Origin of the sequence: Cognatiluteimonas sedimenti, from assembly GCF_022808325.1 — a bacterium.
Taxonomy (GTDB): Bacteria; Pseudomonadota; Gammaproteobacteria; order Xanthomonadales; family Xanthomonadaceae; genus Cognatiluteimonas; species Cognatiluteimonas sedimenti.
This window is the reverse complement of the sequence record NZ_JALGCL010000001.1, coordinates 309,713-331,102: the sequence shown is the minus strand read 5'-3', so window position 1 is coordinate 331,102 and position 21,390 is coordinate 309,713. Positions and strand designations below refer to the sequence as shown.

Genomic DNA, 21,390 nt, shown 5'->3' with positions numbered 1-21,390 from the left:
CAACGCCCGCCAGTCCGTATCCCCACCGTATGCTCCCCTCCCCTTACGGTTCCGGACTGGCGGGCATCTTCTTTCACACGCCCCCACGGGCGCCGAACCGGCGCGCCCGCCTTCTTCATCCGACGGCGCCGGCGGCTTGCACGCCGCGCGGTTGACCGCGGCGCATCGGCTTTCGTCTATCCTGCGCGGGTTGATCCATGACAGGGAGCGGCGGCATGGCAGGGGGCAGTTTGCTGGTCGCGGTCCTGGCATTCGTGCTGGTCGGCGGCGCGACCACGTTGTACCTGCGCACCATCCGCCTGCCGCGCGAGGAAACCGTGGCCGGGATCGCCGCGCTCGCCGGCATGCGCTGGCGCGATTTCATCCACCTGGTACTCGACGCGTTGCACAAGCGCGGCTACGAACGCGTGTTCGATACCGAAGCCACCAGCGACGAAAGCGACTACATGCTCGAACGCAACGGCCAGCGCTGGCTGCTGTCGTCCAAGCACGGCGCGGCCTACGTGCTGGGATCGACCGCGATCGCCGAGTTCGCCAACAACATCCGCATGCGCGGCGCCGATGGCGGGCTGCTGGTAACGCCGGGGCAGTTCGCTCCAGAAGCGGCCAGGCTGGCCGCGGCGCAGCGCATCGAACTGCTCGATGGCACCCGGCTGTGGCCGGAGCTGCGCCCGCTGCTGCCCGAGGCACAGCGCGTCGCGGTGTCGCAGCCCGCGCTGGCCAACATGAAACGCTTCTTCGCCCTGGCCTGGGTTGGCGCGCTGGCGTTCGCGGTGGTGCTGTACGCGCTGTCCGCGCACGATGCGCCGGCACCGGCGGCCTCGGCGCCGACCACGGCCGCGACCCCGGCCACGCCCGCAACGCCGGCCGACGTCGCAGGCGCCCCGGGCGCCGCCCCAGCCGCGCCTGCCACCAGGGATGGCGTGGCGGTGCTACCGGCCCCGACCGATCCGGCGCAGCTGGAGCAACGCCGCCAGGAAGCCACCCGCGCGATCTCCACGCTGGCGCACGTCGACCGCGCGCTATGGTCCACCCAATCGACCTTGCTGGTGTACCTGGCCGACCCGGACGGCGACCCGATGGCCGATATCTGCCCGCTGCTGGAGCACTACGACGAGCTGCGCGCGTCCCGCATCCAGCTGCAACCGCCGCCGGGCAGCACCCGCCCGGTGCGCTTCCTGCAGTGCCGGTCGTACTGAGCGCCCGCGTCGCCGCCCCCTGCAAACGCCGACCGCAGGAGCGGCTTACAGCCGCGAGCTTTCCACCGCTGCCAGCGCCGCGTCGCATCCAGCCCATGCGGCCAATCGACGCACGACGCAGCCGCGCCTACCAGTGCACGCCGCGCATCAGCGAGGCGAAGGCGATCTGCTCGTTGCTCGGTTGCGTCTCACCCTTGAGCGCCTGCCGGTCGCCCTTGGCCGCGGCGGAGTCCGGGAACAGCTCGAACGCGGTGCTCATGATCACCTCGTAGGCCTTGGGCGCGATCGCATTGATCAGCGCCGAGAAGATGCCCAGGCGCGTTGCGATCCGGCCCGGGCGCTCGATGATCCCCTGCACCACCAGGTCGGCGGCTTCCTCCGGCGTCAGCGTCGGCACGCTGTCGTACATCCGCGTCGGCGCGATCATCGGCGTTTTCACCAGCGGCATGTTGATGGTGGTGAAGGCGATGCCCTTGCCCGACAGCTCGCCCTGCGCGCAGCGGCTCCACGCGTCCAGCGCCGCCTTGGAGGCGACGTAGGCCGAGAACCGCGGCGAATTGGCCAGCACGCCGATCGAGCTGATGTTGATGACGTGGCCCTTGCGGCGATGGGTCATGGCCGGCAGGAAACCCATGATCAGGCGCAGCGAGCCGAAGTAGTTGAGCTGCATCGTGCGCTCGAAGTCGTGGAAACGGTCGTAGCTCAGCTCGATCGAGCGCCGGATCGAGCGCCCGGCGTTGTTGACCAGCACGTCGACGTGGCCGTGCTCGTCCAGCACCGCCTTGACCAGCCGGTCGCAGTCCGCCATGTCCGACAGGTCGGCGGTGTAGGCGAACACCTTGCCGCCCTCGGCCTTCATCGCGTCTCGCGCCTTGAACAGCTCCTCCTCGCCGCGCGCGACGATGATGGTGACGGCGCCGGCCGCGGCGACCTTCTGCGCCGTCGCCAGGCCGATGCCCGACGAGCCGCCGGTGATCACCACCACCTTGTTGCGGACCTTGCCCTTGAGCGTGTGGTCGATGAACAGGTCCGGGTCCAGGTGCCGCTCCCAGTAGTCCCACAGCCGCCAGGCGTAGTCGTCCAGCCGCGGTACCCTGATGTCGCTGCCCTTGAGCGCGCGCTCGGTTTCGCGGTTGTCGAAGCGCGTGGGATAAGTGATGAACTTCAGCGTCGATTTCGGGATGCGGAAATCGCGCAGCAGCATGCCGACGAAGCGCCGCACCGGCGGCAGGTTGCCGACCGCCATGCGGATGCCGCCGGGGACGAAGGCGAACATGCGCGCGTCGATCCGCATCGTCATCTCCGGCGCGTGGCCGGCGCGGGCGAAGGTGTTGAGCACCTCGCCCACGCGCTGCGGCTCCGGGTCGGTGAGGTGGAAGGTGTGGCCGTCCAGGCGCGGCTTGTGCGCGATGTGGTCGAGCGCGTCGGCGACGAAATCCACCGGCACGATGTTGATGCGGCCGCCCTCGATGCCCAGCGTCGGCATCCATGGCGGCAGCATCTGCCGCAGCTTCTTGAGGAAGGTGAAGAAGTAGTACGGGCCGTCGATCTTGTCCATTTCGCCGGTGCGCGAATGGCCCACCACCATGCCGGGGCGGTACACCCGCCATTTGATCCGCTTCTCGCCGCGCACCAGCCCTTCGGAGTCGTGCTTGGTGCGCAGGTAGGGGTCGTCCAGTCCCTCGGCTTCCTCGAACATGTCCTCGCGGAAGATCCCCGGGTACAGGCCCGCGGCGGCGATCGAGCTGACGTGGTGGAAGCAGCCGGCCTCGATCGCCGCGGCCAGGTCGAGCGCATGCTGCGTGCCGTCGACGTTGGCGATGCGCTGCGATTCGGCACTGGCCGCCATGTCGTAGATGGCGGCGAGGTGGAAGAAATGCTTCACCTTGCCCTTGAGCTGGCGCACCTGCGCGGCGGTCAAACCGCAGCGCGGCTGGGTCATGTCGCCGACCACCGGCACGATCCGCTTCATGTCCCAGCCCATGCGCTTGCCGATGGCGTCGAGCTTCTTCGCCGAGTCCTTGCGCACCAGCACGTGGATGGTGCCCTTGCGCTCGAGCAGGTTGGCGACCAGGAAGCGGCCGATGAAACCGGTGGCGCCGGTGACGAAGTAGCTCATGGGGCGGGCTCCGATGGCTGTCGGCGCCGCAAGCGGGCGCCGTTCACGCGGCCTACGGTGCCAGAGCCCGCGGGGCGCGACAATTCCCCACCGTATTGACCACCCCGGGAGCGCGTGCTGTCATGGCCGCAACCTACCGGAGACGCCGCCATGTCCGACCTGCAAAGCCGTTTCGAACAGGCCACCAGGGATATCCAGGCCCTGCCCGAGCGCCCGGACAACGACACCCTGCTGCGCCTGTACGCGCTGTACAAGCAGGGCGCCGAGGGCGACGTCAGCGGCGACAAGCCGGGCTTCTTCGACTTCGTCGGCACCGCCAAGTACGAGGCCTGGAGCAAGCTCAAGGGCACGGCACAGGACGAGGCCAAGCAGAAATACGTCGAGCTGGTGCAGAAGCTGACGGCCTGAGCCGCACCGATGGCGCGGCAGACCCGGCAGCGCATCCTCGACTGCTCGCTTGCGATGTTCAACGCGCAGGGCGAGCCCAACGTCACCACCAACCACATCGCCGACGAGCTGGAGATCAGCCCCGGCAACTTGTACTACCACTTCCGCAACAAGGACGACATCATCGAGCACCTCTTCGGCCGCTACGAAGAGCGCATCGATGCCGCGCTGGCGGCGCCCGCCGGGCGCCTGCCGGGGCTGGAGGACGTGTGGCTGCAGCTGCACCTGGTGTTCGAGTGCATCTGGGACTACCGCTTCCTGTACCGCGACCTGGTCGACATCCTCAGCCGCAACCGCAGGCTGCGGTTGCGCTTCGCCCGCATCCTCAAGCGCGGGGACGCGCAGGCGCACACGGTGATGCGCGGGCTGTCGCAGGCCGGGGTGATGCGCGCCTCGCGCGACGAACTCGACGCCGCCGCCACCAACGTGCTGGTGATCTCCACCTTCTGGATGAACTACGCCGCCGCCCGTGGCGACAAGGACGAGCAGCGCTCGATCCGCGACGGCATCGTGCAGGTAATGATGCTGCTGGCGCCGTTCCTGCGCGACGCCGAGCGCGTCCACCTCAACACCCTGACCCGCGCCTACCTCGATTGAGCATGCCAGCCGGACGTGCGCGCGCCCACCAGGCTGCGCCACCGGGCCAGCACAGCAATCAACGCCCATTCCACCAACGGATCCCGATGATGGCCACCAAACCCCGCTGGGCCCCCTTTCCGCACGACGCCAAGGCCTACGCCCATGCCGGCGACGCACTCAGGAAGGCCTGGCCGAAGCTGCACGCCGGCGACTGCGAACCCTACCCCGACGCCAAACGCGCCGCCGCCCTGCTCAAGGCCGCCGGCAAGGCCGCGCCCAAGCTCGATGCCGACGCCCTCGCGGCGGCGCTGCAGGACGCCTGGCGCGCCTTCCACCGTGGCGATTTCCAGGCCGCGTTCGAGTCCGGTGAAGCGCTCGGCCCGGTCGGCGCTTCGGTCGCGACCAAGGCGCTCGGGATCCACGCGACATACCTGGTCAAAAGCGACGCCGACAGGCTCAAGCGTTTCGAACAGGCCGCCGCGCTGGCCGAAGCCGCGATCGCGGCCCTGCCCGCCGACGCCAACAGCCATTACCGCCACGCCTTCGCGCTGGGCCGCTACAGCCAGGGCCTGAGCATCGCCAAGGCGCTCAAGCAGGGCATCGCCGGCAAGGTGCGCGCCTCGCTCGACGCCGCGCTGGCGCTGGCGCCCAAGCACGCCGAGGCGCACACCGCGCTGGCCCTGTACCACGCCGAGATCATCGGCAAGATCGGCGCCATGATCGGCGGCCTCACCTACGGCGCCAGGGCGAGCGACGCCGAGGCGCACATCAAGAGCGCGCTCAAGCTGACCCCGGACTCCCCGATCGCCCACATCGAGCACGGCAACGTGCTGATGCTGCTGGACGCCCGCCGCAACGAGGACGCCGCCGCGGCCGCCTACGAAAAAGCCGCCAAGACCAAGCCGCACGACGCGATGGAAGCGCTGGACGCCGCCTACGCCCGCGAGCAGCTCGAGTAATCCGAGATCTTCCCCGGGCAAGGGGGGAGAAGGAATGACATCCTCTGCGTCCATTGGCGGGTAGAACGTGCATGCAGGCAAGCCTGGCATCGCTGCCTCCCTGCCCCTGCTCCGCCACCCCGGGGAGCGACGGGCGCGCGCGGCAATCACGGAAAAAAGGGGCCCGGGACGTCCGCCCCGCCCGGGATGTTGGCGAATCGCCCGGCAGTCCCGCTATAATCCGCGGCCGACCCGGGCGGTTAGCTCAGCGGTAGAGCATTGCCTTCACACGGCAAGGGTCGCAGGTTCGAACCCTGCACCGCCCACCAGGTATCCCGCGAAGGCCGGCGCAAGCCGGCCTTCGTCTTTTCGCGGCGACGCGATCCCGGAGAGGGTGATGGCCGACATGCAGTACTTCCACAATGCCCGCTGTTCCAAGTCGCGGGGCGCGCTGGAACTGCTGCGCGAGCGCGGCATCGAGCCGCACGTCGTGGCCTACCTGGAACAGCCCCCGTCGGCCGCGCAGTTGCGCGAACTGCTGCGCAAGCTCGGCATCGATGCCCGCGGCCTGTTGCGGACGGGCGAGCCGCAATACGCGGCACTGGGCCTGGCCGACCCGACGCTCGACGACGAGGCGCTGATCGCGGCCATGGTCGCGCATCCGGTGCTGATCGAACGGCCGATCCTCGTGCGCGGCGAGCGCGCGGTGATCGGACGGCCGCCGGAGCGGGTGCTGGAACTGCTGGCGTAAAAACGCCCACCCGGCTTTTGTGGGAGCGGCTTTTGTGGGAGCGGCTTCAGCCGCGAGCTTTTTGCGACTCAGGTAATACCGTCGAAGGAAGAGCTCGCGTCTGAAGCCGCTCCTACAACGCCTTCTCGCCACGCAGCGCCTGGACGCGCGCCGGCGGCGCGAACGAATCGCTGCGCGCCCCCGCCCAGAAGTTGCGGAATACCGCGTGTTCCGGCACCCGCTCCAGCAGCTCACCGGGCTCGAGGAAGCGGTACAGCGCCGCCAGCGAACGCACCTCCACCGCCGAGACCCGCCGCAGGATGTGTTCGGGCCCGAGCTGGTCGGGGTGCTGCAGCCCGCTCGCGCACAGCAGGTCGCGCAGCGCATGCAGGGTGTTCTGCTGGAACATGAACACCCGCGTCGCCTTGTCGGCAACGTCCAGGTGCTTCCAGCGCTGCGGATCCTGGGTGGCGATGCCGGTCGGGCAGCGGTCGGTATGGCAGCTCTGCGACTGGATGCAGCCGAGCGCGAACATGAAACCGCGCGCGGCGTTGCACCAGTCCGCCCCCAGCGCCAGCGTGCGCGCGATGTCGAACGCACTGGTGATCTTGCCTGCGGCGCCGACCTTGACCTTGTCGCGCAGGTCCAGCCCGACAAGGGTGTTGTGCACCAGCATCAGGCCTTCGTGCATCGGCACGCCGACGTGCTCGATGAATTCCGCGGGCGCCGCACCGGTGCCGCCCTCGGCACCGTCGACGACGATGAAATCCGGCAGGATGCCGGTCTCGTGCATCGCCTTCGCGATCCCGAACCATTCCCACGGATGCCCGATCGCCAGCTTGAACCCGGCCGGCTTGCCGCCCGACAGTTCCCGCAGGCAGGCGACGAATTCCAGCAGCCCGGCCGGCGTCGAGAATTCGGAATGCCCTGCCGGCGAGATGCAATCCACGCCTTGCACCACGCCGCGCGTGAGCGCGATCTCCGGGCTCACCTTGGCCGCCGGCAGCATGCCGCCGTGGCCGGGTTTGGCGCCCTGCGACAACTTGACCTCCACCATCCGCACCTGCGGCGTGCGCGCGCTGTCGGCGAAGCGCTCCTCGCTGAAGCGACCCTCGGCGTCGCGGCAGCCGAAGTAGCCCGAGCCGATCTCCCACACCAGGTCGCCACCATGCTCGCGGTGGTACGGGGAGATCGAGCCTTCCCCGGTATCGTGGTAGAAGCCGCCGCGCTTGGCCCCGGCGTTGAGGGCGCGGATCGCGTTGGCCGACAGCGAACCGAAGCTCATCGCCGAGATGTTGAACACGCTGGCGTCGTAGGGCAGCGCGGCCTGGGCACCGACGCGGATGCGGAAGTCGTGCGACTCGATGAAGGACGGCACGATCGAATGGTTGATCCATTCATAGTCGACGTCATAGACATCATGTTCGGTGCCGAACGGCACCACGTCCATCACGCTCTTGGAGCGCTGGTACACCAGCGCGCGCTGCTGGCGCGAGAACGGCACTTCCTGGGTATCGGCCTCGATGAAGTACTGGCGGATCTCCGGGCCGATCGACTCCAGCCCGTAGCGCAGGTGCGCGAGCAGCGGGTAATTGCGGCGCAGGGTGCTCTTGCGCTGCAGCAGGTCCCAGGCTCCCAGCAGCGCCAGCGCGCCGAAGACGGCCAGGCCCCAGCGCCAGTCCGGGAAATCACGCATCCGCCAGGCGGAAAACAGCGCGAGCACCAGGCTCGCGGCATAGGCGGAATAGCGCAGCATCGGCCGCTCCATGATGGCAACGGCACGAGGATACCGTGCGCGCCGCCGCACGCCAGCGCGGCTACAGGCGGCCGTCCACCTTGTCCTTCGGGAACAGGCCCTTGATGTCGTACACGACCGCGCCTTCGCGGCCGAGGCGGCGGACCGCGTCGATGCCGAGGTCGCGGTATTCGTCGTGGGCCACGGCCAGCACGATCGCGTCGTAGTTGTCGCTTTCGGGCAGCCTGGGCAACAGCTCCAGGCCGTACTCGCGGCGGGTCGCTTCCGGGTCGGCCCAGCTGTCGTGGATGTCCACGTGCGCGCCGTAATCGCGGAACTGCTCGGCCAGTTCCACCACCCGCGTGTTGCGCAGGTCCGGGCAGTTTTCCTTGAAGGTCAGGCCGAGGATCAGGATCCGGGCATCGGCGACGTTGGACTTGCGCCGGATCATCTCCTTGATCACCGCCGCGGCCACGTGCCGGCCCATCGACTCGTTGATCCGGCGCGAGGCCAGCAGGATATCCGGGTAGTAGCCGGCGGACTGCGACTTCTGGATCAGGTAATACGGGTCGACGCCGATGCAGTGGCCGCCGACCAGGCCCGGCTTGAACGGCAGGAAGTTCCACTTGGTGCCGGCGGCGTCGAGCACGTCGTGGGTGTCGATGCCCAGGCGCTGGAAGATCAGCGCCAGCTGGTTGACCAGGGCGATGTTGACGTCGCGCTGGGTGTTCTCTATCACCTTGGCGGCCTCGGCGACCCGCAGGCTCGGCGCCTTGTGGGTGCCGGCGGGGATGATGCTGCGGTACAGGGCGTCGACGAAGTCGGCCGTTTCCGGGGTCGATCCGGAGGTCACCTTGGGGATGTCGGGCAGCCGCCGCTGGCGGTCGCCCGGGTTGATGCGTTCCGGGCTGTAGCCGACGAAGAAATCGCTGTTGAAGCGCAGGCCCGACGCGCGCTCGAGCTCCGGCACGCAGATCTCCTCGGTCGCACCCGGGTACACGGTGGACTCGTAGACCACCACGTCGCCGCGCTTCAGGGTGCCGCCTATGGCGCCGCTGGCCTGGATCAGCGGGGTGAAGTCAGGGTGCTTGTGCTCGTTGATCGGGGTCGGCACGGTGACCACGTAGACATCGCGGTCGCGCAGGTCGTCGAGCGATGCGCTCAGCCGCAGGCGCGTGGCCGCCGCCAGTTCGGCATCGTCGACTTCCCGGTTGCTGTCGCTGCCACTGCGCAGGGCCGCGACGCGGGCGGCATCGATGTCGAAGCCCAGGGTGTCGTGCTCCCGGCCGAAGGCCAACGCCAGCGGCAGCCCTACATAGCCCAATCCGATGACCCCGATGCGCGCGTCGTCCGGATTTCGCATGTGTTCCCCTGGATGTACCACAGTTGGAAAATTGCTGAAGCGGCCGGATGGACGCCCGGTCTGGGCCGTGTCCTGCTGGTGCCCGGGGTGGGGGTCGAACCCACATACCCTTTCAGGTGAGGGATTTTAAGTCCCTTGCGTCTACCGGTTTCGCCACCCGGGCCCGCGGCCATGGTACGAAAAAGCCCCGCCTGTAAGCGGGGCTTTCGTTCGATCTGGAGGCCGAGGTCGGAATTGAACCGGCGTACGCGGATTTGCAGTCCGCTGCATAACCACTCTGCCACCCGGCCGGTGACGTTCTGGATTGTTCCATATCGCGGCGCGATCGCGCGACCGGCACGAACAAACCATGAAAAAACAAACCCCGGCGGGGCCGGGGTTCGTGGAACCTGGAGCGGGAAACGAGACTCGAACTCGCGACCCCGACCTTGGCAAGGTCGTGCTCTACCAACTGAGCTATTCCCGCGCTGAGCCGGCAATTTTACTGCCCGCGGCGGGGCTGTCAACTACCGGCAGCTCGCCATCGCGCAATGCCGGCCAGGCCGCGCGCAGGTATTCGAAGCCGGACCACAGGGTCAGCAGCGCCGCAGCGGCCAGCAGCCAGTCGCCGACATGGAAGACCAGTTCGCCCATCCACGGCATCGGGTGCGGCGGCCTGGCCGGGGAAACCGAATACAGCAGGCAGGTCAGCGCGACCATCTGCGCGATCGTCTTGATCTTGCCGACCGTGGCCACCGCCACCCGCTTGCGCTGGCCGAGGATGGCCATCCACTCCCGCAGCGCCGAGACGGCGATCTCGCGGCCGACGATCACCGCCGCCCACAGCGCCATCCACGCGCTCGGGTGCCCCTGCACGATCAGGAACAGGGCCGTGGAGACCATCAGCTTGTCGGCGACCGGGTCGAGGAAGGCGCCGAACGCCGAGTACTGGTTGAAGCGCCGGGCGATCCAGCCGTCCAGCCAGTCGGTGGCCGAGGCCAGCGCGAACACCGCCGCGGCGGCGAAATTGGTCCAGTTCTGCGGCAGGTAGAAGACGGCCGCCAGCACCGGGATCATCGCGATCCGCAGCAGGGTCAGCATCGTTGGAACCGTCAGCTTCATTCCCCGTTCCCTTGCGTGGTCGTCCCTGCCCCGGGCAGCCCGTGCAGGCTGGCCCAGATCCGTTCGGCAAGCGCGGCATTGATGCCCTCGACCCGGGCGATCTCTTCCGCGCCGGCGGCCTTGAGCCCGCCCAGGCCGCCGAAATGCCGCAACAGGTTAGCGCGTCGGCGCGGGCCGATGCCGGGAATGTCCTCCAGCCGGCTGGTGTTGCGGGCCTTCTGGCGGCGCCCACGGTGGCCGGTGATGGCGAATCGGTGCGATTCGTCGCGCACCTGCTGCACCAGCTGCAGGCCGGGGGAGTCCGGGCCCGGGCGCAGCTCGCGACCCGGCTTTCCGTCAACGCCAGGCAGCAGCAAGGCCTCGTGCCCTGCGCGCCGCCCCTCGCCCTTGGCGACGCCGACCAGGACAATGCCGTCGATGCCCAGGTCGGCGAGCACGCTGCGTGCCTGCGCCACCTGCCCGGCGCCGCCATCGATCAGCAGCACGTCCGGCAGCACCCCGCCCTCCTCCGCGGCGCGGCGGAAGCGGCGCTCCAGCGCCTGGTGCATGGCGGCATAGTCGTCGCCGGGTTCAATCCCGGAGATGTTGTAGCGCCGGTACTGGCCGCGGACCGGACCGTTGCGGTCGAACACGACCTGCGAGGCCACCGTGGCCTCGCCCATGGTGTGGCTGATGTCGAAGCACTCGATCCGCTGCGGCGCCTCGGCCAGGCCGAGCAGTTCCCGCAGCGAGTCCTGCCGCGCCTGCTGCGTGGCCTGGCTGCCGAGGTCGGCCGCCAGCGCAAGTTCGGCGTTGCGCCGGGCCAGGTCGAGGTAGCCGGCGCGCTCGCCGCGCACGCTGGCCTTGAGCAGCACCCGCTTGCCGCTGGCAGCCGACAGGGCCTGCTGCAGCAGTTCGCGGTCATCGATCTCGCGGTCGAGCACGATCTCGCCGGGCGCCTGCTGCTCGGCGTAGTGCTGGGACACGAACGCCGCCAGCACCTCGGCGGGGTTGTCTGCGCCGTTGGTCCGCGGGAAGAAGGCGCGGGTGCCGAGGTTGCGGCCGTCGCGGAACGCCAGCAGCAGCACGCAGGCATGGCTGCCGTGCATCGCGCAGGCGAGCACGTCCAGGTCCGCGGCGCGGCCGTCGACGTACTGCCGCGCCTGCAGCTTGCGGATCGCGGCGATCAGGTCGCGCACGCGCGCGGCCTCCTCGAAGTCCAGGCGCGCACTGGCGGCCGCCATCGCCTGCTGCAGGTCGTCGCTGAGCTCGTCGCTGCGCCCGTCCAGGAACATCTCGGCGCGGCGCACCGATTCGGCGTACGCCAGCGCATCGATCAGGCCCACGCACGGCGCGCTGCAGCGCCCGATCTGGTACTGCAGGCAGGGCCGCGTGCGATTGCGGAACACGCTGTCCTCGCAGCTGCGCAGCTTGAACAGCTTGTGCATCAGGTTGAGCGTCTCCCGCACCGCGCCGACGCTGGCGTAGGGGCCGAAGTAGCGGCCCGGGATCGAACGCGGACCGCGGTGCATCGTCAGCCGCGGCCAGGCCTCCTGGGTCAGCAACACGTACGGGTAGCTCTTGTCGTCGCGCAGCAGCACGTTGTAGCGCGGCTTGAGCGACTTGATCAGCTGGTTCTCCAGCAGCAACGCCTCGGTCTCGGTGCGGGTGACCGTGACCTCCATGCGCGCGACCTGCGCCAGCATCGCCATCGTCCGTGCGCTCTTGGGCGTGGCGCTGAAATAGCTGGCCACGCGCTTCTTCAGCGCGCCGGCCTTGCCGACGTAGAGCACGCCGTCGTCGGCCGCGTACATCCGATAGACGCCGGGCGAGGTGCTGAGCCGGGCCACGTAGGCCTTGCCGTCGAAGGCGGGCTTTGTGCCGGCGCTGGGTGCCGGGTTTTGCGGCGCTTCCGTCATTCGCCGATCGGGACGTGGTGCAGTGCGCCGCTGTGCGGGTCCAGGCGCAGCACCGCATGGGCGTCGGTATCCGCGATCCAGACCACGCCGCGGTCCACCGCCAGCCCGCACGGGTTGTGCAGGCGCTGCGGCAGCGCGTAGGTGCTGAGCTCGCCACCGCCCAGGCGCAGGCTGCGCAACTGGTCGTTGCCGCGGTCGGCGATCCATAGCAGCGGCGCATCCGGATCGAGCGCGATCGCCTGCGGATCCTGCAGCCGGGCATCGCTGCGGGCGCCGTCGGTGCGGCCGTAGTTCCAGGGATCCTCCCCGACCAGGGTGGTCACCTTGCGACTGCGCACGTTGAGCGTGCGGATCGCCGACCCGGCGCCGTCGCACACATAGACGCGCTGCTGCACCGTCGCCAGCGCGACCGGCTCGGCGAACGCGGCCTCGGTACCCGTGCCGTCCACCACCGCGAGCGCACCGGAACCCGCCACCAGCGACAGGTCATGCCTTCCCAGGTCGTACTTCCAGATGCGGTTGTCGCCGCAGCAGGCGACCAGCAGCGCGTCGCCGGCCAGCGCGACCGCGCGTGGCTGGTCCAGCGTGACCGCGCGCGGATCGGCGATCGGTCCTTCGACCGGGGCACCGGGGCGGCCCGCGCCGCACAACGTGCCAACGTCGCCGCTGCGCAGGTCGATGCGGCGCACGGCATGGTTGCCACTGTCGACGACATACAGGGTGCCGCGTTCCAGGCACAGCCCGTGCGGACGGCTGAACGCGGCCAGTTCCGGCGGGCCATCGATGAAGCCGGCGCCGCCACTGCCGAACTGGCGCAGCACGCGGCCGGCCTGGTCGCATTCCAGCACCCGATGATGGCCACTGTCGGCGACGTACAGGTATTGCCCGTCGATCGCCAGCCCGCCCGGGAAACGCAGCGGCATTGCCGGCTCGTTGTGCCGCCGCACCTGGAGTTCGGTGTTGCCGCCGGGCGCCATGCCCTGCTCCGCGCACAGGCTCGCGGCGCGGGCATCGAGTTCGCGCAACGGCCCATCGCCGACGATGCGGTCGCGGATCCGGCCCTTGCCGTCGATCAGCACCACCGTCGGCCACGCCTCGATGCCGAACTGCTGCCACAGCGTCCAGTCCGGATCGTGCGCGACCGGGAACTCGATGCCCTGGCGGCTGAGGTGCTTGGCGATGCGGCGACCGTCGCGCTCGTGGTCGAAACGGGGCACGTGCACCGCCAGCACCTGCATGCGCTCGCCATGGCGTGCCTGCAACTGCGCCAGGTCGCGCATGCGCTGCAGCGACCAGGCCGAGCCGGCATTGACGAACGCCAGCGCGCAGACGCGGCCACCGAGCCCGGCCATGCGCAGCGGCGACGGCAGGTTGAGCCATTCCATGGTCGGCGGGAATTCCGGGGCGAGCGTGGTGTCCATGCGCGGAGCCAGTCAGCCGGGTCGGCCCCGATTATGCGTCACCCGGGCGCTGCTGCAGCATCGCCACGATCGCGGCCGCCGCGGCATCCACCAGCGACCATGCGCGTTCGAAGTCCGCCGTGCTCCCGGCGTAGGGATCCGGGACTTCATCGCCTGCGTCGCCGGTCCCGCTCCAGGCCAGCAGCAGCGCGCTGCGGGCGCGCGCGTCGGTCGGCGCCGCGGCGCGCACCGCATGCAGCACCTGGGCATCGGCGCACAGCAGCAGGTCGAAGTCGTGGTGGTCGGCATCGCGCAGGCGGCGCGCGCGTTGCCCGCCGATGTCGACGCCATGGCGCGCGGCGCAGGCGATGGCGCGGGCGTCGGGCGGTCGCCCGGCATGCCAGTCGCCGAGGCCCGCGGAGTCGACTTCCACGGCCGTGGCCAGGCCCGCCGCGTGCAGGCGCGCGCGCAACGCACCCTCGGCCATCGGCGAGCGGCAGATGTTGCCCAGGCACACCATCAACAGGCGCTGCGCCGCGGCCACGCGCGCTCAGCCCGCGAAGCTCGCCAGCTGGCTTTCGGCGCGCGCCAGGTCCTCCGGGGTATCCACCCCGGGCGGGAACGGCGCCGGCGTGATCCCGACGGCGATCCGGAAACCCGCTTCCAGCGCGCGCAACTGTTCCAGCGCCTCGATCCGTTCCAGCCGGCCCTGCGGCAATGCAGCGAAACGCTTCAGGAACCCGGCGCGGTAGCCGTAGATGCCGATGTGGCGCAGCCAGGCCTCGCCGGCCGGCAACTGCGTGCGGTCGGTGGCGAATGCATCGCGCGGCCACGGCACCGGCGCACGGCTGAAATACAGCGCATCGCCGTTGCCTGCGCGCACCAGCTTGACCGCGTTCGGGTCGAACAGGGTCGCGGCGTCGGTGATCAGCGCCGCCAGCGTGCTCATCTCGGCGCCCGACGCGAGCAGGGTTTCGGCCACCGCGCGGATCCCGGCAGCGGGTGCGAACGGTTCGTCGCCCTGCAGGTTGACCACCACGGTGGCGTCGTCCCAGCCGGCCATGGTGGCGCATTCGGCGAGCCGATCGCTGCCCGACGCGTGCGACGGCGAGGTCATCGCGATGCGGACGCCGCTGCCGGCCAGCGCCGCGGCGATGCGTTCGTCGTCGGCCGCGACCCAGACCTCGCGTGCGCCGGCCGCCAGTGCGCGCCGTGCCACGTGCAGCACCAGCGGTTCACCGCCGAGCAGACGCAGCGGCTTGCCCGGCAGGCGCGATGCGGCATGGCGCGCGGGGATCGCCACGACGAAATCGCTCATGCCGGTGCTCCCGGCCGATGCGGCAGGCGATCCAGCAGCGCAATCCAGAACGCCTCCGGCAGTTCAGCGCGGATCGGCACGCTGTAGTGGCGGTCGCCGACGAATGCCGTGCACTTGACCGCATCCTTTTCGGTCATCAGCACCGGCAGGTCGCTGCCGAACTGGAAGTCATCTGCCTCGAAGCGATGGTGGTCGGCGAAAGCGTGCGGCACCACCGCGATCCCGAGCCCGCGCAGCATCGCGAAGAATCGCTCCGGATCGCCGATCCCGGCGACCGCGTGGACGCGTTGCCCGGCAAACGACGAGAGCGGTTGCGGGCGCCCACCGAGCAGCGGCAGCGCATGCCCGGACAACAGCCGCATCGGCCATTCGCCGAAGCCCACGTTGGCATCGCCGTCGCCGGCATTGGCCACGTGGAAATCGCAGGCCGCTGCGCGTTCGACCGGTTCGCGCAGCGGCCCGGCCGGCAACAGCCGGCGATTGCCATGGCGACGGTGCGCGTCGAGCACCTCGATCTCGAGGTCGCGCGCCAGCCGGTAGTGCTGCAGGCCGTCGTCGCAGACGACGATGTCGCAGCCTTCCGCGACCAGCGCGCGGGCCGCGGCGAGGCGGTCGCGGTCGGCGCGCACCGGGGCGCCGGTGCGGCGCGCGATCAGCACCGGCTCGTCGCCACCGCGGACGGGGTCGGTCTGTGCGTCCACCCACAACGGCGTCGCGCTGTCGTCGCGGCCGTAGCCGCGAGTCGCCACGCCGGGCGTCCAGCCGGCCGCGCGCAGGCGCTCGACCAGCGCGATGACCAACGGCGTCTTGCCGCTGCCGCCGGCGACCAGGTTGCCGACCACCAGCACCGGCACGCCTGCCCGCCGCCGGCGCAGCAGTCCGCCGCGGTACAGCGCCAGCCGCGTCCTGATCGCTGCGCCGTAGATCGCGGACAATAGGCGCGCCACGAAAGGCGGCTCGCGACCGGCGTCGTACCACCACGGCGGTGGCGCGCGGTGCGCGCTCATGCGTCCGCGGGCTCGCGGAACTGCATCCGGTGCAGGTGCGCGTAAAGGCCGCCACGCGCCAGCAGTTCGGCGTGGGTGCCCTGCTCCACCAGCCGGCCATGGTCGAGTACCAGCACCTGGTCGGCATGCTCGATGGTCGACAGCCGGTGCGCGATCACCAGCGTGGTGCGGTCGGGCATCAGCCGGTTGAGCGCGTCCTGCACCAGGCGCTCGGATTCGGTGTCCAGCGCGGCGGTGGCTTCGTCGAGGATCAGGATGGGCGCGTCCTTGAGCATGGCGCGCGCGATCGCCAGGCGCTGGCGCTGGCCGCCGGACAGCAACGAACCGTTCTCGCCGATCGGCGTATCCAGCTGTCCTGGCAGGCGCTCGATGAATTCCCAGGCGTTGGCGGCCTCGGCCACCGCGCGCAGCTGCGCCGGCGTCGCCTCGCTGGCGTAGGCGATGTTGGCCGCGACGCTGTCGTCGAACAGCATCACCCGCTGCCCGACCAGGGCGATCTGCCGGCGCAGGTCGCCAAGGCAGTAATCGCGCAGCGCCACGCCATCGAGGCTGATGCGGCCGGCACTCGGCTCGTAGAAGCGCGGCACCAGTCGCACCAGGCTGGTCTTGCCGCTGCCGGAACGGCCGACGATCGCGGTCACGGTGCCCGGCCTGGCGCTGAAGCTGATGCCCTCCAGCGCCAGGCGCGAGGCATCGCGCTCGTAGCGCAGGCTGACGTCGTCGAACACCAGCTCGCCGCGCGCGCGTTCGATCGAGATGTTGCCCTCGTCGGCTTCCTCTTCGCGGTCGATGATGGCGAACAGCCGTTCGGCCGCCGCCACGCCGCGCCCGATCACGCTCTGCACGTTGGTGATCCGGCGCAGTGACGGGATGATGCCCATCATCGCGGTCATCAACTGGACGAATTCACCGGCGTCCAGCCGCGACTGCAGCGCCTCGCGCGTGGCCACCCAGACGATCGCCGCCAGCGCCAGCGCCGCCAGCATCTGCACCAGCGCCGAGCTGCCGGCACGGGTGCTCTCGACCTTCATGTTCAGCCGCAGCATGCGGTTGACGAGGCCGGAATAACGCGCCTGCTCGAACGCCTGGGCGCCGTACACCTTGACGTCCTGCTGCGCCGCCAGCGACTGTTCCGCCGACTGCGCCAGCTGGCCCATGCCGTCCTGGATGCCGCGGCTGATCCGGCGGTAGCGTTTGCCCACGTACCAGACCAGCACCCCGATCAGCGGCGTGATCAGCACCATCGCCAGCGTCACCTTGGCGCTGACCCAGAGCATGATCGCCAGCAGGTAGATGATGGTCAGGCCGTCGGTGACGATGGTCTTGACCGCATCGGTGCCGGCCTGGGTCACCTGTTCGGTGTCGAAGTTGAGGCGGCTGACCATCGCCGGCACCGATTCGACGTCGAAATGCGAACTCGGGAGGCGCAGGTACTTGCCCAGGATCTGTTCGCGCAGGTCGCGCACCACGCTGCGGCCGGCGCGGGCCATGCCGTAATCGGTGACGAAGGTGGCGATGCCGCGCAGCACGAACAGGCCGACGATCGCCAGCGGCAGCAGCACCGCCATCTCCGGCTTGGGGTCGACGAAGCCGTCGTTGACCAGCGGCTTCATCAGTTGCACGAAGGCGCCGCCAGCCAGCGCCTCGACCACCATGCCGACCGATGCCGCCGTCAGCAGCGGCCAGTAGCGCCCCGCATAGCCGAGCAGGCGCCGGTAGATCGGCCATGCCGCCGCGTGCTGGCCCTCGCTGCGGTTGCCGGCGGCTGCGGGTTCGCTCATCGCGCCGGTTCCGCGGCGCGCGGCTCGGGCGCCGTGGCGATGGCGATGTTGCGGAATCCGAGCTGGCCGAGGGCATCGAGCGCGGTCACCACCGCCTGGTGCGGGGTACGGGCATCGGCGCGCAGCAGCACGCCACGGCCGCGGTCGTCGCCCGCGACCTCGGCGATCGTGCGCTTGAGCGAATCGACGTCCGTGCGCAGCGCCTCGCGGTCGCCGACGAAATAGCGGCCGTCGGCGTTGACCAGCACGCTCAGCGCCTTTTCCTGGGCCTGCGTCGGCTCGCCCTCGGCACGCGGCAGTTCCAGCTTCAGCACCGAACGCGATTCAAAGGTGGTGGTGATCACGAAGAAGATGATCAGGCACAGCACCACGTCGATCAGCGGGATCAGGTTGATCTCCGGCTCGTCGTCGGCGCGGTGGTCGCGGATGCGCATCGCCCGGCCTCAGCTCGCATCGAGCGGCGGCGTGATGCCGTGCGCGCCCGGCGCGACCTGTGCCGAGGCGGGGCGCAGGCCGGGACCGCGGGCGTCGAGGGTGTCGAGCAGCTGGATCGCCTCGTGCTCCATGTCGACGATGTAGCCGGCGATGCGGCCGCGGAAATAGCGATGGAACATCAACGCCGGGATCGCGACGATCATGCCGGTGGCGGTGCACACCAGCGCCTTGCCGATGCCGCCGGCCAGCTGGTTCACGTCGCCGACGCCGTGGTCGAGAATGCCGAGGAACATCTGGATCATGCCGACAACGGTGCCGAACAGGCCCAGCAGCGGCCCGGCCGCGGCGATCGTGCCAAGGCTGTTGAGGTAGCGCTCCATGCGGTGCACGAGGTGGCGGCCGACGTCCTCGATGCGTTCGCGCACCTGGTCGCGCGGGCGCTGGCGCACATCCAGCGCCGCGGCCAGCAACGCGCCAAGTGGCGAGGTGCCGCGCAGCGATTCGATGTGCGCCGGATCGAGCTTGCCGCGTGCGGCCCAGGCCCGCACCTCGCCGCCGAGGCCGGGAGGCAGCACGGCCTTGCGCCGCAGCGTCCAGAAGCGCTCGACGACGATCGCCAGCCCCACCGCCGACAGCAGCAGCAGCGGGATCATCGGCCAGCCGCCAGCCTTCACCAGTTCCAGCACGCGCGATCCTCCGGCCTTGCGGCCACCTTCGTTCCGGTCGATAGGATAGCCGCGCGGCGGCGATCTCACACACCCGGTGGAATCGGGCCCCGTCACGCGCCGTGGGAGCAGTCACGCGTGCTTACGGAACGATCGCCTTGACGATCAGGACGGGGCCGCGGGGCATGGCCTGCCTGGAAGTCAGGCGCGTAACTGCCCCCGGGTCGACGATCGCTTATCCGGACGTTTCCGGCCCTTTCCGGGCCGGGCCGTCGCGGCGTGCGGCGGCATCCCACAGGTGGGGATGCGTGGCGCGCTCGCCGCCGAACGTGATCCCGGTCGGATCCAGGCGCACGCGCTGTGCACCGCTGTCCAGGGTGGCGCGTACCTGCGCACCGGCATTGCGCCAGCGCGCGACGGCATCGGGGGCGGGATGGTGGAATCGGTTCCCATAGCCCGCCGACACCAGCGCCCAGCGCGCGCCGGTCGCGGCGACGAAGTCGCGGTCCGAGGATCCGTGGCTGCCATGGTGCGCGACCAGGACCACCTGCGTGCGCACGCCCGCGCGGTCGCGTCGCAACAGGTCGCGCTCGATCACCTCGCCGATGTCGCCGGCCAGCAACACCGCGCCGTGCGCGCCCTCGACCCGCAGCACGCAGCTGGATTCGTTGTCCAGGTAGGGGAAATCGCGCACCGGATGCAGGAACCGGAACTCGACCCCGTCCCAGCGCCAGTGCGTGCCCGCGATGCAGGCATGTCCCTGCGGCAAGGGCGGCGCGCCGGCCGGCGTCAGCGACAGCCGCGGCGGGAAGACGCGTGCAACCGCGCGAAAACCGCCTGCATGATCGTTGTCGCCGTGGCTCACCACGACTGCATCGAGCTGGCGCACGCCCAGCGCATGCAGGGCCGGAACCACCACCTGCTCGCCGGCATCGAAGCCTTCCGGCTGCGCCGGCCCGGTGTCGTACAACAGCGCATGCCGCGCCGTGCGCACGAGGACCGACAGGCCCTGGCCGACATCGACGACGACGACCTCCACCCCGCCTTCTTCGGGAAGGCCGCGTTGCGGCCACAGCAGCGGCAGCCACAGCAGCAGCGCCAGCGGCTTGCCCGGCAGCCCGCGCGGCAGCAGCAGCCAGAATCCGCCGGCCAGCGCCAACGGCAGCGCGAACCACGCCGGTTGCGGGAGCCACCACAACGCCAGCGGGCTGTGCGCCAGGCGCTCGAACCATGGCCAGGACAGGTCGAAGGCGGAGGCCGACAGCCGCCACGCCCAGCTGCCGGCGCCCGCATGCAGCGCTTCCAGCGCGGTGCCGCACAGCGCCAGCGGCACCACTACCAGGCTCCACCACGGGATCGCGGCCAGGTTCGCCAGCGGCCCGGCCAGCGAGGCTTGCCCGAACAGCACCACCGTCAGCGGCAGCAGGCCGACCGTCGCCACCGCCTGCGCGCCGAGGAATTCGCGCAGCCTCGCGCGCCACGTGCGTCCCGCGGCCTGCGGCAGGCACCACAGCAGCCAGGCGACGCCGGCGAAGCTCAACCAGAACCCCGGCGCCAGGACCGACAACGGATCCACCGCCAGCACGGCGATCGCGGCCAGCGCCAGCGCATCGACCGCGCGCTGCGCGCGCCGCAGCAGGCGCGCGGCCACCACCACGCCGATCATCAGCAGCGTGCGCACGGTCGGCAGCGCGAAACCCGCGATCGCCGCATAGCCCATCGCGCCTGCCAGCGCAGCGAGTGCGGCGGCATGGGCGCGCGGCAGGCGCCGCCCCAGCGACGGCAGCCACCACCACCCCGCGGTCGCCAGCAATGCGAAGAAGCCGGCGACCAGGCCGACGTGGAAGCCGGAGATCGCGATCAGGTGGGTCAGGCCGATTGCGCGCAGCGATTCCCAGTCGGCATCGTCGAGCGCGCGGGTGTCGCCCAGCGCCAGCGCGCGCACGAACCGCGAGGATGGCGACGGCACCGCGCGCGCGATCCGCGCCGACATGCGGCCGCGCCAGGCGTCCAGGCCGCGCCCGCGTTGAAGCTGCCGGGCGGCATCGGGATCGCGGACGTATCCGGTGGCGGTGATGCGGTCGGCCAGTGCCCGCTTTTCGCTGTCGATGGTGCCAGGGTTGCGCAGGCCTCGCGGCGCGCGCAACCGCAACGGCAACCGCCAGTGGCTGCCAGGCTGCAGTTGCAGCCGCGGGCCGGCGATGTGCAGGGCCGCGGCATCGCGATCGTCGTACCACGACAACTGCAACAGGCGAGCGCGCAACGCCGCGGGTTGCGAGGCGTCGCCATCGACGCGAAACAGGAATCGCGTGCGCCGCGGTTCGTGGCGCGGCAGTTCGACGATCCTGCCGCTGACCGCGAAGTCGTGTCCCTCCAGCGTCGCGGGCAACTGCAAAGCCAGCGCCACGGCGGCATGCAGCCCGGCCAGCGCGACCCCGCACAGCAGCGCACCGGCGATGCGCGTTCCCGCTCGCGGCGGACGCAACCACGTGGCGAACCCGACCACGAATGCAAGTGCCAGCCACGGCCAAGCCGGCAGCGCCGGCAGCCAGAGGCACACGACCACGCCCGCCAGCAGGGCCGCCGCCACCGACGGGCCCAATGGCGGGGTCGCCAGCGGGCCAGCTTCGGCCTGCGGGGAGAGATCCGGCGGCGTCCTTGCCGCGTTGTCCATT

18 protein-coding genes and 4 tRNA genes are annotated in these 21,390 nt (G+C 70.4%); 6 read left to right on the top strand and 16 right to left on the bottom strand.

The window, feature by feature from the left end; translation table 11 throughout:
* The first annotated feature begins 215 nt into the window (after positions 1-215).
* A complete protein-coding gene (locus tag MQC88_RS01640; RefSeq protein WP_243318621.1) occupies positions 216-1,199 on the top strand; it encodes a restriction endonuclease in 984 nt (327 codons plus the stop codon).
* 127 nt (positions 1,200-1,326) lie between these two features.
* Here the strand turns inward: MQC88_RS01640 and MQC88_RS01635 are convergent, their stop codons facing one another.
* The gene (locus MQC88_RS01635) at positions 1,327-3,318 is read right to left on the bottom strand and encodes an SDR family oxidoreductase (protein WP_243318619.1); all 1,992 of its coding nucleotides are present in this window, start codon (positions 3,316-3,318) and stop codon (positions 1,327-1,329) included.
* Positions 3,319-3,468: 150 nt separating this feature from the next.
* Here MQC88_RS01635 and MQC88_RS01630 point away from each other — a divergent pair, with 150 nt between their 5' ends.
* The 5 genes from MQC88_RS01630 to arsC all read left to right on the top strand — a co-directional run bounded on the left by MQC88_RS01630 (position 3,469) and on the right by arsC (position 6,033).
* Positions 3,469-3,726, top strand: a complete 258-nt coding sequence (locus MQC88_RS01630; protein WP_243318617.1) for an acyl-CoA-binding protein — start codon at positions 3,469-3,471, stop codon at positions 3,724-3,726.
* A 9-nt stretch (positions 3,727-3,735) separates the two neighbouring features.
* Complete coding sequence (locus MQC88_RS01625; RefSeq protein ID WP_243318615.1) at positions 3,736-4,362, top strand: TetR/AcrR family transcriptional regulator; 627 nt, start codon at positions 3,736-3,738, stop codon at positions 4,360-4,362.
* Between the two features lie 89 nt (positions 4,363-4,451).
* Positions 4,452-5,303, top strand: coding sequence for a hypothetical protein (locus MQC88_RS01620; RefSeq protein WP_243318613.1), 852 nt, complete (start codon positions 4,452-4,454; stop codon positions 5,301-5,303).
* 233 nt (positions 5,304-5,536) lie between these two features.
* Positions 5,537-5,611, top strand: a tRNA-Val gene (locus MQC88_RS01615).
* Between the two features lie 68 nt (positions 5,612-5,679).
* Positions 5,680-6,033: an arsenate reductase (glutaredoxin) gene (arsC, locus tag MQC88_RS01610; protein ID WP_243318611.1), complete on the top strand. Its 354-nt coding sequence runs from the start codon at positions 5,680-5,682 to the stop codon at positions 6,031-6,033.
* A 112-nt stretch (positions 6,034-6,145) separates the two neighbouring features.
* On the opposite strand, the gene MQC88_RS01605 is transcribed toward arsC, so the two are convergent.
* From MQC88_RS01605 to MQC88_RS01535, 15 genes are all read right to left on the bottom strand, one after another.
* On the bottom strand, positions 6,146-7,768 hold the full coding sequence (locus MQC88_RS01605) for an FMN-binding glutamate synthase family protein (protein WP_243318609.1): 1,623 nt from the start codon (positions 7,766-7,768) through the stop codon (positions 6,146-6,148).
* 61 nt (positions 7,769-7,829) lie between these two features.
* Complete coding sequence (locus MQC88_RS01600) at positions 7,830-9,110, bottom strand: nucleotide sugar dehydrogenase (protein ID WP_243318608.1); 1,281 nt, start codon at positions 9,108-9,110, stop codon at positions 7,830-7,832.
* A 76-nt stretch (positions 9,111-9,186) separates the two neighbouring features.
* A tRNA-Leu gene (locus MQC88_RS01595) sits at positions 9,187-9,273 on the bottom strand.
* Between the two features lie 53 nt (positions 9,274-9,326).
* A tRNA-Cys gene (locus MQC88_RS01590) sits at positions 9,327-9,400 on the bottom strand.
* Between the two features lie 100 nt (positions 9,401-9,500).
* Positions 9,501-9,576: transfer RNA gene (locus tag MQC88_RS01585), tRNA-Gly, on the bottom strand.
* On the bottom strand, positions 9,567-10,211 hold the full coding sequence (pgsA, locus tag MQC88_RS01580) for a CDP-diacylglycerol--glycerol-3-phosphate 3-phosphatidyltransferase (protein ID WP_243318607.1): 645 nt from the start codon (positions 10,209-10,211) through the stop codon (positions 9,567-9,569). Before pgsA ends, MQC88_RS01585 begins: the two co-directional genes overlap by 10 nt.
* Positions 10,208-12,109, bottom strand: coding sequence for an excinuclease ABC subunit UvrC (gene uvrC / locus MQC88_RS01575; protein ID WP_243318606.1), 1,902 nt, complete (start codon positions 12,107-12,109; stop codon positions 10,208-10,210). The genes pgsA and uvrC overlap by 4 nt, the downstream gene beginning before the upstream one ends.
* Entirely contained in the window at positions 12,106-13,530 is a 1,425-nt protein-coding gene (locus MQC88_RS01570; RefSeq protein ID WP_243318605.1) for a thioredoxin-like domain-containing protein, read from the bottom strand. The genes uvrC and MQC88_RS01570 overlap by 4 nt, the downstream gene beginning before the upstream one ends.
* Before the next feature lie 31 nt (positions 13,531-13,561).
* Positions 13,562-14,029: a low molecular weight protein-tyrosine-phosphatase gene (locus tag MQC88_RS01565; RefSeq protein WP_243320200.1), complete on the bottom strand. Its 468-nt coding sequence runs from the start codon at positions 14,027-14,029 to the stop codon at positions 13,562-13,564.
* A 30-nt stretch (positions 14,030-14,059) separates the two neighbouring features.
* The gene (kdsB, locus tag MQC88_RS01560) at positions 14,060-14,827 is read right to left on the bottom strand and encodes a 3-deoxy-manno-octulosonate cytidylyltransferase (RefSeq protein WP_243318602.1); all 768 of its coding nucleotides are present in this window, start codon (positions 14,825-14,827) and stop codon (positions 14,060-14,062) included.
* Positions 14,824-15,834, bottom strand: coding sequence for a tetraacyldisaccharide 4'-kinase (gene lpxK / locus MQC88_RS01555; protein ID WP_243318601.1), 1,011 nt, complete (start codon positions 15,832-15,834; stop codon positions 14,824-14,826). Before lpxK ends, kdsB begins: the two co-directional genes overlap by 4 nt.
* Positions 15,831-17,615 carry a lipid A export permease/ATP-binding protein MsbA gene (gene msbA, locus MQC88_RS01550; protein WP_243318598.1) on the bottom strand — a complete coding sequence of 595 codons (1,785 nt, stop codon included), beginning with the start codon at positions 17,613-17,615 and terminating at the stop codon, positions 15,831-15,833. Before msbA ends, lpxK begins: the two co-directional genes overlap by 4 nt.
* Positions 17,612-18,049 (bottom strand): ExbD/TolR family protein, encoded by a 438-nt coding sequence (locus tag MQC88_RS01545; protein ID WP_243318597.1) that lies wholly within the window; start codon positions 18,047-18,049, stop codon positions 17,612-17,614. Before MQC88_RS01545 ends, msbA begins: the two co-directional genes overlap by 4 nt.
* A 9-nt stretch (positions 18,050-18,058) precedes the next feature.
* A complete protein-coding gene (locus MQC88_RS01540) occupies positions 18,059-18,736 on the bottom strand; it encodes a MotA/TolQ/ExbB proton channel family protein (protein ID WP_243318594.1) in 678 nt (225 codons plus the stop codon).
* A gap of 214 nt (positions 18,737-18,950) precedes the next feature.
* Positions 18,951-21,389 (bottom strand): DNA internalization-related competence protein ComEC/Rec2, encoded by a 2,439-nt coding sequence (locus MQC88_RS01535; RefSeq protein WP_243318592.1) that lies wholly within the window; start codon positions 21,387-21,389, stop codon positions 18,951-18,953.
* Between the last annotated feature and the right edge of the window lies 1 nt (position 21,390).

Coding starts and splice junctions, on each gene's coding strand:
- kdsB (WP_243318602.1), bottom strand. CDS start 14,827: ATGAGCGATTTCGTCGTGGCGATCCCCGCGCGCCATGCCGCATCGCGC.
- msbA (WP_243318598.1), bottom strand. CDS start 17,615: ATGAGCGAACCCGCAGCCGCCGGCAACCGCAGCGAGGGCCAGCACGCG.
- arsC (WP_243318611.1), top strand. CDS start 5,680: ATGGCCGACATGCAGTACTTCCACAATGCCCGCTGTTCCAAGTCGCGG.
- MQC88_RS01600 (WP_243318608.1), bottom strand. CDS start 9,110: ATGCGAAATCCGGACGACGCGCGCATCGGGGTCATCGGATTGGGCTAT.
- pgsA (WP_243318607.1), bottom strand. CDS start 10,211: ATGAAGCTGACGGTTCCAACGATGCTGACCCTGCTGCGGATCGCGATG.
- uvrC (WP_243318606.1), bottom strand. CDS start 12,109: ATGACGGAAGCGCCGCAAAACCCGGCACCCAGCGCCGGCACAAAGCCC.
- MQC88_RS01605 (WP_243318609.1), bottom strand. CDS start 7,768: ATGCTGCGCTATTCCGCCTATGCCGCGAGCCTGGTGCTCGCGCTGTTT.
- MQC88_RS01565 (WP_243320200.1), bottom strand. CDS start 14,029: ATGGTGTGCCTGGGCAACATCTGCCGCTCGCCGATGGCCGAGGGTGCG.
- MQC88_RS01620 (WP_243318613.1), top strand. CDS start 4,452: ATGGCCACCAAACCCCGCTGGGCCCCCTTTCCGCACGACGCCAAGGCC.
- MQC88_RS01635 (WP_243318619.1), bottom strand. CDS start 3,318: ATGAGCTACTTCGTCACCGGCGCCACCGGTTTCATCGGCCGCTTCCTG.
- MQC88_RS01625 (WP_243318615.1), top strand. CDS start 3,736: ATGGCGCGGCAGACCCGGCAGCGCATCCTCGACTGCTCGCTTGCGATG.
- MQC88_RS01570 (WP_243318605.1), bottom strand. CDS start 13,530: ATGGACACCACGCTCGCCCCGGAATTCCCGCCGACCATGGAATGGCTC.
- MQC88_RS01545 (WP_243318597.1), bottom strand. CDS start 18,049: ATGCGCATCCGCGACCACCGCGCCGACGACGAGCCGGAGATCAACCTG.
- MQC88_RS01535 (WP_243318592.1), bottom strand. CDS start 21,389: ATGGACAACGCGGCAAGGACGCCGCCGGATCTCTCCCCGCAGGCCGAA.
- MQC88_RS01640 (WP_243318621.1), top strand. CDS start 216: ATGGCAGGGGGCAGTTTGCTGGTCGCGGTCCTGGCATTCGTGCTGGTC.
- MQC88_RS01630 (WP_243318617.1), top strand. CDS start 3,469: ATGTCCGACCTGCAAAGCCGTTTCGAACAGGCCACCAGGGATATCCAG.
- lpxK (WP_243318601.1), bottom strand. CDS start 15,834: ATGAGCGCGCACCGCGCGCCACCGCCGTGGTGGTACGACGCCGGTCGC.